General features: G+C 57.7%; 13 protein-coding genes. 9 read left to right on the top strand and 4 right to left on the bottom strand.

What is annotated here, in order from left to right:
* On the bottom strand, positions 1 to 1580 hold a 1580-nt coding region (locus VIL80_RS04790), incomplete at its 3' end, for an amidohydrolase (protein ID WP_332035008.1).
* Between the two features lie 161 nt (positions 1581 to 1741).
* Here VIL80_RS04790 and VIL80_RS04785 point away from each other — a divergent pair.
* Positions 1742 to 1948: a DUF2905 domain-containing protein gene (locus VIL80_RS04785; RefSeq protein WP_332035007.1), complete on the top strand. Its 207-nt coding sequence runs from the start codon at positions 1742 to 1744 to the stop codon at positions 1946 to 1948.
* 1 nt (position 1949) lies between these two features.
* Here VIL80_RS04785 and VIL80_RS04780 read toward each other — a convergent pair whose 3' ends face one another.
* Positions 1950 to 2432: an Lrp/AsnC family transcriptional regulator gene (locus VIL80_RS04780; protein ID WP_138235407.1), complete on the bottom strand. Its 483-nt coding sequence runs from the start codon at positions 2430 to 2432 to the stop codon at positions 1950 to 1952.
* Positions 2433 to 2868: 436 nt separating this feature from the next.
* Here VIL80_RS04780 and VIL80_RS04775 point away from each other — a divergent pair, with 436 nt between their 5' ends.
* On the top strand, positions 2869 to 6393 hold the full coding sequence (locus VIL80_RS04775) for an indolepyruvate ferredoxin oxidoreductase family protein (RefSeq protein ID WP_332035006.1): 3525 nt from the start codon (positions 2869 to 2871) through the stop codon (positions 6391 to 6393).
* An 87-nt stretch (positions 6394 to 6480) separates the two neighbouring features.
* Here the strand turns inward: VIL80_RS04775 and VIL80_RS04770 are convergent, their stop codons facing one another.
* Positions 6481 to 7194, bottom strand: a complete 714-nt coding sequence (locus tag VIL80_RS04770) for a ChrR family anti-sigma-E factor (RefSeq protein WP_332035005.1) — start codon at positions 7192 to 7194, stop codon at positions 6481 to 6483.
* A gap of 6 nt (positions 7195 to 7200) precedes the next feature.
* Positions 7201 to 7782, bottom strand: a complete 582-nt coding sequence (locus VIL80_RS04765; protein WP_332035004.1) for a sigma-70 family RNA polymerase sigma factor — start codon at positions 7780 to 7782, stop codon at positions 7201 to 7203.
* A gap of 266 nt (positions 7783 to 8048) precedes the next feature.
* Here VIL80_RS04765 and VIL80_RS04760 point away from each other — a divergent pair, with 266 nt between their 5' ends.
* From VIL80_RS04760 to VIL80_RS04730, 7 genes are read left to right on the top strand one after another with little or no spacing between them, the layout of a single operon-like run.
* The gene (locus VIL80_RS04760) at positions 8049 to 8537 is read left to right on the top strand and encodes a nuclear transport factor 2 family protein (RefSeq protein WP_332035003.1); all 489 of its coding nucleotides are present in this window, start codon (positions 8049 to 8051) and stop codon (positions 8535 to 8537) included.
* A complete protein-coding gene (locus VIL80_RS04755; RefSeq protein WP_332035002.1) occupies positions 8534 to 9349 on the top strand; it encodes an SDR family NAD(P)-dependent oxidoreductase in 816 nt (271 codons plus the stop codon). Before VIL80_RS04760 ends, VIL80_RS04755 begins: the two co-directional genes overlap by 4 nt.
* A complete protein-coding gene (locus VIL80_RS04750; RefSeq protein ID WP_332035001.1) occupies positions 9349 to 10611 on the top strand; it encodes an NAD(P)/FAD-dependent oxidoreductase in 1263 nt (420 codons plus the stop codon). The genes VIL80_RS04755 and VIL80_RS04750 overlap by 1 nt, the downstream gene beginning before the upstream one ends.
* The gene (locus VIL80_RS04745) at positions 10611 to 11456 is read left to right on the top strand and encodes a DUF1365 domain-containing protein (protein WP_332035000.1); all 846 of its coding nucleotides are present in this window, start codon (positions 10611 to 10613) and stop codon (positions 11454 to 11456) included. Before VIL80_RS04750 ends, VIL80_RS04745 begins: the two co-directional genes overlap by 1 nt.
* Positions 11453 to 12838: a class I SAM-dependent methyltransferase gene (locus tag VIL80_RS04740; protein ID WP_332034999.1), complete on the top strand. Its 1386-nt coding sequence runs from the start codon at positions 11453 to 11455 to the stop codon at positions 12836 to 12838. The genes VIL80_RS04745 and VIL80_RS04740 overlap by 4 nt, the downstream gene beginning before the upstream one ends.
* Before the next feature lie 18 nt (positions 12839 to 12856).
* Positions 12857 to 13492, top strand: a complete 636-nt coding sequence (locus tag VIL80_RS04735; RefSeq protein WP_332034998.1) for a DUF2878 domain-containing protein — start codon at positions 12857 to 12859, stop codon at positions 13490 to 13492.
* A complete protein-coding gene (locus VIL80_RS04730) occupies positions 13402 to 14238 on the top strand; it encodes a hypothetical protein (RefSeq protein ID WP_332034997.1) in 837 nt (278 codons plus the stop codon). Before VIL80_RS04735 ends, VIL80_RS04730 begins: the two co-directional genes overlap by 91 nt.
* Positions 14239 to 14429: the final 191 nt, after the last annotated feature.

The following is a 14429-nucleotide window of genomic DNA, read 5'->3' as shown; positions in this document are numbered from 1 at the left end:
GGATCAATGGTGAAAATATTGCGGTCCAGGAGGATAAAGTCCGCGAACTTGCCCGGCTCCAGGCTGCCGATGAGCTTTTCCTGGTGGCTGGCATAGGCGGCATCCAAGGTGAAAGAGCGCAGAGCCTCTTCCATTGTCATTGCCTCTTCCATGTGCCAACCCTTTTCTGGGTCTCCTTGCCGGTCGCGGCGGGTGACCGCTGCGTGAATACCGAATAACGGATTGACTGGCTCCACCGGAAAGTCGGAGCCGGAGGCGATTTTGGTGCCTTGGCCGAGGAATTTCCGCCATGCGTAGGCGCCTTCCAGGCGTTGCTCGCCAAGGCGATCGCCGGCCATGTTCTTGTCGCTGGTAGCGTGGACCGGCTGCATGGAGGCGATCAGGTTCAGCGAAGGAAAGCGCTCGATATCATCGATCGTCAGGACCTGTGCGTGTTCGATCCGATGGCGGAATGGTTTCTGGTCGTGCTCCTTGTTTAGCGATTGCAATATGTCGAGCACAATGTGGTTCGCGCGGTCGCCAATTGCGTGGGTGTTTACCTGGAAGTTGTTGTCGGTGGCCAGTTTGATCTGCTGTAACAGTTCGCCCTCGCTAAAGATGAGCAGCCCCTTTTCACCCGGGCGGTCATGGTACGGCTCGAGCAGGGCGGCGCCGCGACTGCCGAGGGCGCCATCCACATATACCTTGACGCTGCGCACATAGAGCCTTTCATCCGGGGCACCGACATGACCTGTGCCGAGTAGTTTTGACAGATTCTTGTCATCGATCGAGATCATCGGGTACGCGTGCAGCGGTATTGACTTCTCCGAGGCCAATTGGCGATAGGCTTCCAGTGTCTGTGCCGAAATACCGGCATCGTGCAGACCGGTGAGGCCGAGAGAGAGTGCGAGGTCAAAGGCGGTCTTGAGTGCTGCCTTCTCCTCCTGCAGGGTGGGTTGTGGGATCACGCTTTCCAGTAGTGCCATTGCGTTGTCCACGAGGACGCCGCTCGGCTCGCCTTTGCCGTCACGAATGATTTCACCCCCGGCAGGTGCGCGCGTTGCGCGGGTGATTCCGGCGAGTTTCATGGCCGCGCTGTTGGCCCATCCGGCGTGTCCATCGATACGGCGCAGCCAAATCGGTTGATCGATATCCAGTGTGTCCAGCTGCTGTCGCGTGGGGAATTCCTTACTGGCCCACAGAACCTGGTTCCATCCGCGCCCGATCAGCCATTCGCCCGCGGGTAACTTCTGGGAAAATTGTTCGATGGCCTTCAGTGTCTGTGGGAAATCGAGATCACGCAGGTCCAGCTGTTGCTGCAATCTGCCCAGACCCAGGACATGGCCGTGGGCGTCGATTAACCCGGGCAATAGCATCTTGCCCCCCGCATCGATTTTCTTCGCGTCTGGGTAGCTCTGGCTGAGTGCGGCGTAGTCGCCGGTTGCCAGTACCTTGCCCTGGTCGAATACCAGGGTGTTGAACTGCTGCAGATTTTGTTCAGTGGCCTGGTATCCGGAGAAATTGTGTACCAGCGTCGTCGCCTGAAGATTCCACGATGCGAGCGCGGCGCACAAACCGGCCAGGATATGAATTGGGCGCATAATTGTTAGCCTTATTAGAGCGTCTGTCGGAGAGTCGCCTTGATGGTATCAGCGCATAAAGTGGCTGCCAATGAAGCGGCGCCGCACTTTCCGCTGTCAGGACTTACACTGGAAGGGGGCGTACACGGACGATATTTGTAGATTGCGAGAGGATAGAGGCTATGGCGCGCTGGTTGATCCTTGCGGGAGTGATCCTGACCGTAGTGGGCGTGGCGATGCACTTCGCGCCATGGCTATTTAACTGGTTTGGGCGACTGCCCGGCGACATCCGTATCGAATCCGAGCGCAGCAAAGTCTATTTTCCGATCACATCCATGATCATCCTCAGCGTAGCGCTGAGCGTCATCCTGAGTCTGTTCCGTCGCTGAGTTATTTTTCCAGCAGCTGGTCCAGCGGCAGCTCAGTGCGGTAGCGCACCTGCTTGAGTGAGAAGCTGCTCTTGATATGGTCGATCCCGGGTAGCTCCGTCAGTTTCTTGTCGAGAAACTCCTGGTACGCGTGCAGGTTGGGCACCACCACTCGCAGCAGATAATCAAAATCCCCGGTCATCAAATAGCACTCCATTACTTCCGGCCACTGGGCGATGGTGGATTCGAAGTGCTGCAGCTCCTTTTTTACCTGGTGGTTCAGGGTGACCTGAATAAACACACTGACCGGAAGGCCCACCATATCCGGTTCCAGCAGGGTTACCGCGCGCTTGATAAAGCCCTGTTCGTGCAGGTTTTTAACCCGGCGCGAGCAGGGGGAGGGCGACAGGCAGACTTTCTCCGCCAGCTCGATATTGGGAATGGTCGCGTCCTGCTGAAGAATTTCCAGAATGTGTTTGTCGATGGCGTCCAGCATATAGGCCATAGGGTTACCTGGTGGTTCTGCTTGTTGTATTCGGAATGCCAAATATTTGGCTCGGGCGATGAATCGGCCTGGGTTACCGGGTTACTGCTTTACCCGTGGATTTGGCCCGTGAGCATCTCTCTTGTGACTGGATTCTCTCACTGGTTCAGCTTTATTTCTGCCACAACCTCACTGCCGCGGAGTTCCCGTCGCTATACGGGCAGGCAGGATTTGATAAAGATTCTCAACTCATCGCGTTTGCTTATTGATTATTGCAGAAAAGGTGCCTCAAGTGGCGAATTCTTTCCGTGTTGCTCGCGTTTTCTGGTGAATTTGGTATGACCTGCCTGACTGCCCGGTGATAGTTTACGGGCCACAACAAAATAACACCGAACCGGATCAGGCCCGTTGCTAATGGGCAGCCTGCCGGGTGCAACATTGCGAGAAGGTCCCAATCATGGCGATGGTCGAAACTGATCAGGAACTTGGCTTTGACCGGGAGTATTCCCTCAAGGCGGCGTTTACCCGGGATTCCGGCCGTGTATTTCTCACTGGCATCGACGCCCTGGTGCGTCTGCCGATCATGCAAAAGCAACTGGATGAACAGGCCGGACTGAATACCGCCGGTTTCATCTCAGGCTATCGCGGTTCCCCCCTGGGCGGTTATGACCAGGCTCTGTGGCGCCACAAGAAACTGCTCGCCGAGCGCGACATTCATTTCGAGCCGGGAATCAACGAGGACCTGGGGGCCACCAATATCTGGGGCACCCAGCTGTTGGACCATTACCGCCAGCAGGCAACCCGCGATGGCGTATTCTCCATCTGGTACGGCAAGGGTCACGGTGTGGATCGCAGTGCGGACGTGTTTCGCCAGGCGAATATCCAGGGTACCTCCAAGCTCGGTGGTGTGCTGGCGCTGTGCGGTGACGACCACACCGCGGAGTCCTCCATGTTCTCCCACAACACCGACCAGATTTTTGAATCGGTGATGATGCCGCTGCTGTTCCCGGCCACCATCGACGAGTACCTCACCCTGGGCCTGGCGGGGATCGCGCTTTCCCGCTTCTCGGGCCTGTGGGTCGGCTTCAAGACGATCACCGAAACCGTCGAGTCGGGTGCCTCGATACTGGTGCCGGAGCTGCCGCATTTTGTGATCCCGGAGTCTTTCCCGATCCCGGCCCACGGCCTCAATTACGATCCGCACCTGAACTGGCCTGCCGAGCGCCTCGAATACGAGCGGCGGATGCTGGAGGAGCGGTTGCCGGCGGCGCGGGCATTTGCCTATGCCAACAAGCTCGACCGCACCATCGTTGACGCGCCACAAAAGCGCTTCGGTATTGTCACCGTCGGCAAGGCCCACGGGGACCTGCTGGAGGCGCTCAAACTGCTGGAACTGACGGAGCAGGATCTTCTTAATTCCGGTATCTCCATCCACAAGGTCGCCATGAGCTGGCCGCTGGAACCCCGCGGCATGAGCGAATTCGCCCGTGGTATGGAGCGCATTTTAGTCGTGGAGGAGAAGCGCCCGCTGGTGGAAGACCAGATGAAGAATCTGTTCTATGGCTGGCCGGACCTGCAGCGTCCGAAAGTGGTGGGCAAGAAAGACCTCGACGGCAACGATCTGCTGCCGGCCATCTGGGGCTTTGGTCCGGATCAGGTGGCGAAGGCAATCGCGCGCTGGCTGGCGGATACCGAGCTCGCCGTAAGACTAGTACCGCTGGCCGAGAAACTGGGCCAGGGCGTGCCGCAAAAGGCTGCCGGGCTGCTGGCGCGCGAGCCGATTTTCTGCGCCGGTTGCCCTCACAACAGCTCCACCAAACTGCCCGAGGGCAGTACCGGCAGTGCCGGTATTGGCTGCCATATCATGGCGCTGGGCAAAGGGCTGCGTACGGACACATACTCCCATATGGGTGGTGAAGGCGCGCACTGGGTGGGGCTGCATCGCTTCTCCAGCGACAAGCATATCTTCCAGAATATGGGGGATGGTACCTACAACCACTCTGGCCTGCTGGCCATTCGCCAGGCAGTGGCGAGCAAAATCAACATTACCTACAAGATCCTGCTGAATGATGCCGTGGCCATGACCGGCGGTCAGCCCGCAGATGGCGAGGTGACGGTACCGACCCTGTCCCGGCAGTTGCTGGCGGAAGGGGTGGGGCAGGTTTGTCTGGTCAGTGAAAATCCGGATCACTGGCGGGAGCACCGCCATCTGCTGCCGGCAGACCTGCAAATTTTCCACCGCGATGATCTGGATCAGGTGCAGCGCCAGCTGCGCGATACTGCCGGTGTCACTGCGATTATTTACGAGCAGGTCTGTGCGGCAGAGAAGCGCCGACGTCGCAAGAAGGGCCAGATGACCGATCCGGCAAAACGCCTGCTGATCAACCACCGGGTGTGCGAGGGCTGTGGTGACTGCAGCGTGCAGTCGAGCTGTATTGCGGTTGAGCCGCTGGAAACGGGCTTCGGCCGCAAGCGCCAGGTAAACCAGTCCAGTTGTAACAAGGACATGCGCTGTGCGGACGGTTTCTGTCCGAGCTTTGTGAGTGTGGAAGGTGGTGAGCTGAAAAAGCCGGAGCTGAGTACACTGGCCCAGGCCATCGACCACGCCAGCAAAAACCTGCAGGATGCGCCCAAGCCACAACTGCAGCAGCCGCTGAATATTCTGGTGGCCGGCATTGGTGGCAGCGGCGTACTGACCGTTGCCGCGTTGCTCGGTATGGCCGCACACCTTGAGGATAAGGGCAGTACCACCCTGTATTTCACCGGTCTGTCGCAGAAAAACGGCGCGGTTGTGGCCCATGTGAAAGTGGGCAACACGCCGGAAGACATCACCACCGCACGCATTCGCGACGGTTCTGCGGATCTTTTGCTGGGCTGCGACATGGTGACTGCCGCTGGCCAGCGCAACAAGTTTGCCGCTGGGACAATGCAGGCTCTGGTGAACACCGCGGAAGTACCGGTGGCCGCGTTTGTGCGCAATAACGATCTTGCGTTTCCCGCAGATGCCACGGCGGAGAGTATCCAGTCTGTGGCCGGTGAATACTTTGCTTTCGATGCCAATCGCTACGCAGAGGCACTGTTTGGCGATTCTGTGGCGGCGAACCTGATGATGCTGGGGTACGCCTGCCAGAAAGGGCTGCTGCCCGTCTCCCAGAGTGCGGTTGAGCGCGCGGTGGAATTGAACGGGGTCGCGGTAGAAAACAACCTGCGGGCGTTCCGCGCAGGGCGCCTGCTCGCGGTCGATCCTCGGGCCGTCGATCAGCTGGTGAGCCCGGCACAGGCGGTGCATGTAGTGCAGCCGCTGGAAACGACGGAGCAGTTGGTTGCACGGCTGGCCAAAGAGCTGACCGAATACCAGGGTGCGGGTTACGCGCGCAAATTTACCGCGGCGATGGCGGAGCTGCAGCAGGCGGAAGACCGCCTGCAGGACAGTAACGGCAATCTCACTCGAGTGGCGGCGAGAAGCCTGTTTAAAGCCATGGCCTACAAGGACGAATACGAGGTGGCGCGGTTGTATAGCGGTGAATCGTTCAAGCAACAATTGCGTGACACGTTCGCCGGTGATTACAAGATCCGCTTCCTGATGGCGCCGCCGTTACTGGCTCGTCCGGATGCAAGTGGCAAGATCCGCAAGATTTCTCTGGGGTCCTGGCTGGCCAAGGCGCTGCCGCTTTTGGCGAAGGGCAAGATTCTACGTGGAAGCATCTTCGATGTGTTCGGCTATACCGCGGAGCGCCGCGAGGAACGGCGCTGGGCGCGGGAAGTGCGCGAAGTGGTGGGCGCTGTAGCCGCTCACCTGAGTGTTGCCAATGCGGAGCAGGCAGCCGAGTTACTGGCTCTGCCGCTGCAGGTGCGTGGCTATGGTCATGTGCGTGCGGAAAAAATGGCGGCCATCGGGGATCGCTGGGAAGCACTGAAAAATCGCTTTACCAGTGGCGGCACCCCATATGTTCGCAATGAGGTTATCGCGACAGCGCGATGAGTCCTGTCTGCAAGGCAGGTAAGGAAAGTAAAAAGCCCGGAATTCTCCGGGCTTTTTACTTTCAAGGTCGCGCTGAATTGACCGCCGCTACTGTGGCTTGATCGACAGGAACGGATTCACCAGCTTGCCCAAAAATCCCGTAAGTGCCACTGGTGCTTCCACCACAGAAAAGCACAGGCACTCCTGGTCCTGGGTGGCAGTGGGGCAGTGGACCTCGCCGGGCTCTCTAACCAGGAAATCGCCACGAGAATAGATACCGTCGGCATCGGAAAAACTGCCGTAAAGCACCATGGTAATTTCCTTGCCGCGATGATCATGCTCGGCTACTACGTTGCCGGGAGCGATGCGGTGGAAGGCCACCTCGTGACTGGATTGTCCGGTCTTAAGCCGCGCTTCGCGCAGTCCTTTAGATAAACGGCGCCATTTCAGTACCGGGTTGCCGTGCATCAGCTTCGTTACTACCGGCGGCAGGCTGGAGAAGACCGGATCCCGCGAGACGAACGGTTTCTCAACCGTTGCCACTACTCGTTCCGCCGGCGTCTCTTCCGGCTGATCTGAAACGGTATCGATTCTGTCCATCAGGCGCGCAAAGGCCTGCCCGGTTTCATCATCTTGCTTGCTTGCCGGTACCGGTTCTACCGTTTCCAGCAATGCACCGCCAATGCGATTAAGCAGCTTTATCTGCGCGGCACACTTGGGGCAAAGCTGCAGGTGCGCCGACACAACCAGGCTGTGTGCCCAGTTCAGGCTGCCGCTGGCATACTCCAGCAGCATATTGTTGTCTGGATGGTGTTGAATCATATTTACCTACCTGACAAGTGTGCTCTGCAATTTCTTCAATGCCAGACGCACCCGGGATTTAACGGTACCCAGGGGCAGGCCCAGCTCCGCAGAGATTTCACTGTGAGATTTTCCCTCCAGGAATGCCTTTTCAATAACGTGGCTCTGTTCCGGTGGCAGGCTACTGAGGCCTGCCTCTACCGTGGTCTGGCTGCGAGACTGCTGCAGGTAGACCAGGGGTTGGTTGTCGAAGCTTTCATCCCAGATATCTTCGACTTCAAGGCTGTCGTCGGTATCCGGCTGGCGACTGCTGCGGCGCAGCGCATCGATACGACAGTTGCGCATGATGGTGAACACCCAGGTACTGGCGGAGGACTTGCTGGGGTCAAAACTGGGCGCTTTGCGCCAGACCTTGAACATCACCTCCTGTACCAGCTCATCGGCCGCTTCGGGCGCCGAACTCTGCCCGCCGCGACTGAACTGGAATCCCTTGATCAGTGGGGCGAAGTGGGCATAAAGCCTTTCAAACGCCACGCGATCGTGGAGCGAACCAACCTTGACCAGGAGGGTGCTCCATTCGTCATCTCTCGTCTGCGGGGAAGACTGCATTGCCTTCAAGCCACCTTTCCTGGTTTCCGTTGCCGCCATGGTAATACGATTTGATCCCGGGTTTGGCCCAATTTCACATGTTGTGGCCCTGTTTACGCTCCTTGCATGAAATTGGATCACTGGTTTGGCGGCAATATCGCCTTGTACCTTGATGATTACGCCGTACCGGAGCGTGACTAGCGGTGTAATCCAATGCCTGTACTTCAACGTAACAAGCAAAAAATAGCGTTTGTCGGGTTGGCCAGTTAGAAAGGAGGGAGCCTGAAATGGCGTCATTACTGCAGCGGCTTGAGCATCTCTACGCGGACTTTTTGGCCGCTGATCCAAGTGATATCAGCGAAGTTTACGCGGAAAATGTCATCTTTCGTGACCCGGTCCACGAGCTCCATGGACTGCCGGCGGTGCAGGATTATTTTGCCGGCATGGCGGTCAACCTGCGTGAATGTCGCTTTGTGTTTGATCAGACACTGACGAATGGCGATCAGGCTAGTCTGTGGTGGACCATGCACTACCGCCACCCGCGACTGGCCGGTGGCAAGCCGCTGACGTTGCGCGGCGCTTCGCTGCTTTCGATAGACCCGAACTTGCAGCGGGTTGTGTTGCACGAAGATATCTACGACCTGGGAGCGATGGTCTATGAGCAGATACCGCTTTTGGGGACCGTAGTAAATGTGGTGAAACGCCGGCTGGCAAGTGCGCAGCACCAGGGTTGTGCCCATTCAGATCTGCCGGCTCGCACGGAGGGGGCGGAATGAACCGGCCGCTGCCCACCTCTCCGGCAGGCCGGGATCACCAGCTTGCCGGAAAAAAAATCGCATGGATTACTGGCGCCAGTTCGGGCATCGGCGCTGCGCTTGTACGCAGGCTCGTTGCCGAAGGACACTTTGTCATTGTCAGCGGCCGCAACCGCGACGCACTCCTGAAGCTCCAGCAGCCTTCGCCAAAACTGATAAAGGTGCTCACCTGTGACGTGGGCGACGATGCCGCCATGGTGGAGGCTGGCCGCGCACTCGCGGAGATTACCGACCAGCTCGATCTGGTGATCGCCTGTGCAGGTGTTTGCGAGTATGAAGATGATCTCGAATTGGATGTGAAGCGCTATCGGCGCGTATTTGATGCCAATTTCTTCGGCGTGGTAAATACCCTGCGCCAGGCGCTGCCGCTGCTGGCTAACAGTCGTGCGCCGGTCTTTGTCGCCGTGGGCAGCTTGTCGTCGGTTGTTGGTTTCCCCCGGGCCGAGGCCTATGGCGCCTCCAAGGCTGCACTCAGCTATTTTATGGACTCGGTGCGCGCGGATACGTCCCGTGTGCGTTTGCGTACCGTACTGGTTCGCCCCGGGTTTATCGATACACCGCTTACCAAGAGCAATGATTTCGATATGCCTTTCCTGATGAGCCCGGAGCGCGCGGCCGAGCGTATCCTGCGCGGGCTATCCGGGAATGCTTCGGTCATCGATTTCCCACGTCGCTTGAGCTGGCCGCTGCGAATGCTCGGTGTGCTGCGGCCAGTCTGGTACAAACTTTGCGCGCCGCGCATGACAAGAATTAGAAAGTTGAGGAATACTTGATGCGTATCGCCATCGTCGGAAGCGGGATTTCCGGTCTTACCGCCGCTTATCTGCTGCAGCAGAAACACCAGATCACCTTGTTTGAAGCTGGCGCCAGGCTCGGCGGACATACCGCCACCGTTGACGTTGAAAACGGAAGCGACAGACTGGCGGTGGACACCGGGTTTATCGTGTTCAACGACTGGACCTATCCCAATTTCATCAAGCTGATGGCGCGTCTCGGAGTGGAGTCCCAGCCCACTGATATGGGGTTCAGTGTGTCATCGCCCCAGGACAATTTTGAGTACGCGGGCAATAGTGTGAACTCATTGTTTGCGCAGCGCCGCAATCTCCTGGATGGAGGCCACTGGCGTATGCTCAAGGATATTGTGCGATTCAACCGGGATGCGGTGGCGGACTGGAAGGGCGGAGTACTCGATGAGGAAATGACTCTAGGCAGCTACCTCACCAGCAACCAGTATTCCAGCGAGTTTGCCTATCGGTATCTGGTGCCCATGGGGTCGGCGATCTGGTCTGCGAGCATGGCGCGGATGCTGGATTTCTCCGTGCACTTTTTCATTCGGTTCTTCTACAACCACGGCCTGTTGAACCTGTTCAACCGCCCCCAGTGGCGTGTGATCAAGGGCGGCTCACGCAGCTATATCGGCCCGCTGACGGAGGGGTTTCGCGATCAAATCCGTCTCTCCACCCCGGTTACCGGGATCCGTCGCCAGGAGGAGGGGGTACAGCTAACTTACCGGGATGCCGAGGGTCACGAGTGCACCGATACTTTTGATGAGGTGGTGCTGGCTTGCCATTCGGACCAGGCGCTGAGGATGCTGCAGGACCCGAGTGCAGCCGAGGCGGAGGTCCTTGGGCAGATACCCTATGAAAAGAATTCGGTGGTATTGCACACCGATACCAGCCTGTTGCCGAAGCGCACCAGCGCCTGGGCGAGCTGGAATTACCGTCTACAGGGCGCGCACGATAGCCTGCCCGTGCTCACTTACAACATGAATATCCTGCAGCGCCTCAATAGCCAGCATACCTATTGCGTTACCCTGAATGCAGACAGTGCCATCGACCCGCAGAAGATCCTGCAGCGCTTTGAGTACGACCACCCGCAATTCTCCGCGGAGGGCAACAAGGCACAGGGGCGCTGGGGGGAAGTCAATGGCGTAAGTCGCACCTGGTATTGTGGGGCATACTGGGCCAACGGCTTCCATGAAGACGGGGTGGTAAGCGCAATACGTGTGGCGCGTGGCCTCGGAGTGGAGTTCTAGTGCGCAGCGGCATTTATTCCGGCTGGATTCAGCACCGGCGATTCCAGCCGCGGGCTCACAGTTTCCGCTACCGTGGCTTTATGGTGTATGCGTTTCTGGATGAACTGCCGGAAATCCTTGCACAAACGTCGTTCTGGTCTGGCCGGGGTTGGGCACCGGCACAGTATCGCCGCGAGGATTTTTACGGTAATCCGGATTTGCCCTTGGATCAGGCGGTGCGCGATCGGGTGGAAGAGGAGAGCGGCTGGCGACCGGACGGCCCTATCGCCTTCCTCGCCAACTGGCGCTACTTTGGCTACAACATGAACCCGATCAGTATCTACTACTGCTTCGATCATGCCGGCACAGAAGTACAGGCGCTTCTGCTCGACGTACACAATACCCCGTGGAACGAACGACACGGATACGTTTTATCCTTGGGGGATACCCTGTGCGAAGCGGATACAGGCGGATCCACCACCGGGAAGCGCGGGCGTGTTCACAAGGCCTGCTTCCAGAAGACCCTGCATGTATCGCCGTTCATGCCGCTGGACCAGGTCTATCAATGGCGCAGCACCACCCCCGGGGATCGTCTGACGGTCAGCATTCGCTCGCTAGAGGCCGGCGAATGTGTGTTTGACGCCTGCATGAGCCTGACGCGGGAGGAGATATCCGCGGCGGTGCTGCGCAAAAAGCTGATCCAGTTCCCTCTGTATACCGTAAAAGTCATCAGTGCGATTTACTGGCAGGCACTGAAACTGCTTGTTAAACGTGTGCCGCTGTTTTCCCACCCGGGGAAAAAGGTGGTTCAATCATCAAACCGCTCGCAGAAAAAGCATTCAGAAGACGGAGCAAACAGGATATGAAGTCGGCAGTTCAGATCGCGATGACCGCGTCCCAACCCTCCTCACCAGCTAGCGTCAATGGTCAATCTATGCCGTCACACGCTGCTAATGTACCTGTGCATGAGGGCAGTGCCCCTGAGAGCTGGTTTGACCGACTGGCCCGCAAACTGGTATTGCAGCGAATGGCGGATATCACTGTGGGCACGCTGTATGTCCATGAAGATTCGATATCGGGGCAGGGCGAGGGTGCGCGGGAAAAGGCGGTGTATCAGTTCGGACAGGCGCCGGGGAGCGCGGAGATCGAAGCCCACATTTATGTGCGGGATCTTTCCACCTACACCCAGGTGCTGTTGAGCGGGTCCATCGGTTCCGGCGAGGCGTATATGGACGGCGCCTGGTATTCGCCGGACCTGGTGCAGGTGATCCGTTTGTTTGTCGCCAATATGGCGGTGCTGGAACAGCTGGACTCCCGCTGGAGTTCTGTTTCACGGTTTCTGCTCAAAGGCCTGCACCGCCTGAACGCTAATTCGATAAACGGCTCGCGCAAAAACATCGCCGCCCATTACGATTTGGGTAACGATTTTTTCCAGCTGTTTCTCGACCAGAGCATGCTGTATTCCTCTGCGGTGTTTCCCAGTGCGAACGCAAACCTCGCAGAGGCCTCGCAGTTCAAACTGGCGCGTATCTGCCGCAAGCTGCGCCTGCAACCTTCCGATCACCTGCTGGAAATCGGTACCGGCTGGGGTGGTATGGCGGTATATGCGGCCAAGCACCATGGGTGCCGGGTAACCAGTATCACCATTTCCAAAGAGCAGTATGAACATGCGCAGGCGTGGGTGAAGCGCGAAGGGTTGGAGGACCGTATTACCCTCCTGTTGCGGGATTACCGCGAGCTGGATCCACAAGTCGAGGGCCAGTTCGACAAGTTGGTCTCCATCGAGATGATTGAAGCGGTGGGGCACGAGTACTACCGCGAGTTCTTCTCCCGCTGCAGCCGCCTGCTCAAACCGGATGGCATTATGGTGATGCAGGCGATCACGATTCAGGATCAGCGCTTTGACAGCTACAAAAACAGTGTCGACTTTATCCAGCGCTATATTTTCCCCGGTGGCTGCCTGCCGTCCAATCAGGTGATTGCCAAGCATATTTCCGAGGATACGGATATGCAGATCGTGGGCCTGGATGATATTACCTTCGATTACGCGAAAACCCTGGCGGCCTGGCGGGATGCCTTCTTTGAAAATATCGAAGAAATCCGCAACCAGGGCTTTGATCAGCGATTTATCAATATGTGGGATTTCTACTTCTGCTACTGCGAGGGCGGATTCCTCGAGCGTGCCATCAGCACCGCACAGTTCACCTTCGCCAAACCGCGCTGCCGGCATTTACCTCGGCTGGCTTGATCGGTAGGTAACGATTTCGTGAAAGCGAAAGGTGCTGTAGGGGCGGTCAGTGAAGTGAGTAGCTGCAAAGCCGGTGGGTCTCCACCACCGGTGTTTCACTTGCTGATCGCCGGATTTACCTTTGAATTCATCTGGTTGTTGTGTGTGGTAAATCCCGGGAATACCGTGGTTGTTGGTGTTACCGCTGCTAATGTTGCGCTGCATTTTTTCCTCTTCTGTGGTTTGCCCCTTGAACGCGATGGACAAAAGTGCGGCAAGGTTTACCTTGGGCCGCTTCTTCGATACTGTGCCTGGATCGGGGTGATCGCGATAACGGGTATTTGCATGGATTCGCTGCTATTCAGGGCTGGTTTGTTTTTGCCAGCGCCTGCAAGTGGGCAGTTCGCTCTGGTGCCGCTCTGGTTGGCTTGCCTGTGGGTGAACTTTGCGCTCGCGCTTCGTTTCGCATTTGTTTTTCTGCAGAGAAACCTCATCATTGCTGCCTTGTTTGGTGGCGTTGGCGGCCCACTCAGCTATTTGTTCGGCGCCGCCATTGGCGGTTTGGTGACACTATCGGAACCGCTGTGGGTGACCTTGCTGCTGTTGTCGTTGCTGTGGGCGATATTCCTTGCCGGCGCCATGAAGCTGGCGCGGCACTCAAGCTTCAGGTACTGAACATGATGTCCTTGATCGCGGCGGCAGCGATTTCTGCCTCCAGTTGTTCGGCGCCGGATGAGGTTGTAACCACGGCGGTGGTCGCAGGGGTGGCGCAAAGTGCGCACTCCGCCAGCGAGAGCGGCGGGGAGCTTCGCTATTGCGAATACTTCATGGTCGATGGCCGCGGAAATGTTCGGGTACTTTATTACGATCCTCAGGGGCAAAAAATTGCCGAAAAGCACTTGTCATTGCCGCAAGATACTTCGTCGCATTCGATTGCAGGAGAGGCGCGCCCTGAAGTCATTCAGGAGGATTTTCGCCACGGTGAGATCCGCGAGGTAATTCGAGAGGGCGATAATTGGCGAATCCGTTACCGCAGGAATGCGCAGGCCCGCTGGCAGGATTCTGTGCTGCCCGATGCCAATGTCGATGTGGTTGATGCGGGTTTCGACCCGTTCGTGCGGGAGCACTGGGGGCCTCTCACGTCCGGCGAGACGGTGGAGTTCGATTTTGTTTCGCCAGTGCATGGCCAGTCTGTCCGCCTGCGCGCTCGAGCGGTTGCCTGCAATAGCAGCGTGACGGCCTCGGATCATGTTTGTCTGGAAATCGATCTTGCCCAACCCTGGTTGCGCTGGCTCGCCGGTGACCTTTTCGTTACTTATTCCTCGCGAGATCGACGTCTTCTCTATTTTCGAGGGGTCGTCAACCTGCATGATGAGCGAGGGAAGGTCCAGAAGCTTTCTATCCGCTATTTCTACCGTTAGCCGTTCCGCTTGCATGGTGCGAGTGGTCGAGCATGAGACGTGTATGTCCCATAACCCTTTCGTCCGGGGCCTAATTCCGGATCAGTAGTCACCGTTCCGTCCTGGCGCGATTAAATCTCTCCAATTGCTGGCACACCGTCACAATGTCGTCTAAACCTACAGAAGAAACAGGCGACAAGTGGGGCGAGAAG

It is taken from the genome of Microbulbifer sp. (assembly GCF_036563125.1).
GTDB lineage: Bacteria > Pseudomonadota > Gammaproteobacteria > Pseudomonadales > Cellvibrionaceae > Microbulbifer.
This window is presented reverse-complemented; position numbering and strand designations above follow the sequence as displayed.

What these genes read in the sequence shown, in the direction of transcription:
- VIL80_RS04785 (WP_332035007.1), top strand. Translation starts at nt 1,742, where the DNA reads ATGGCGCGCTGGTTGATCCTTGCGGGAGTGATCCTGACCGTAGTGGGC.
- VIL80_RS04780 (WP_138235407.1), bottom strand. Translation starts at nt 2,432, where the DNA reads ATGGCCTATATGCTGGACGCCATCGACAAACACATTCTGGAAATTCTT.
- VIL80_RS04775 (WP_332035006.1), top strand. Translation starts at nt 2,869, where the DNA reads ATGGCGATGGTCGAAACTGATCAGGAACTTGGCTTTGACCGGGAGTAT.
- VIL80_RS04770 (WP_332035005.1), bottom strand. Translation starts at nt 7,194, where the DNA reads ATGATTCAACACCATCCAGACAACAATATGCTGCTGGAGTATGCCAGC.
- VIL80_RS04765 (WP_332035004.1), bottom strand. Translation starts at nt 7,782, where the DNA reads ATGCAGTCTTCCCCGCAGACGAGAGATGACGAATGGAGCACCCTCCTG.
- VIL80_RS04760 (WP_332035003.1), top strand. Translation starts at nt 8,049, where the DNA reads ATGGCGTCATTACTGCAGCGGCTTGAGCATCTCTACGCGGACTTTTTG.
- VIL80_RS04755 (WP_332035002.1), top strand. Translation starts at nt 8,534, where the DNA reads ATGAACCGGCCGCTGCCCACCTCTCCGGCAGGCCGGGATCACCAGCTT.
- VIL80_RS04750 (WP_332035001.1), top strand. Translation starts at nt 9,349, where the DNA reads ATGCGTATCGCCATCGTCGGAAGCGGGATTTCCGGTCTTACCGCCGCT.
- VIL80_RS04740 (WP_332034999.1), top strand. Translation starts at nt 11,453, where the DNA reads ATGAAGTCGGCAGTTCAGATCGCGATGACCGCGTCCCAACCCTCCTCA.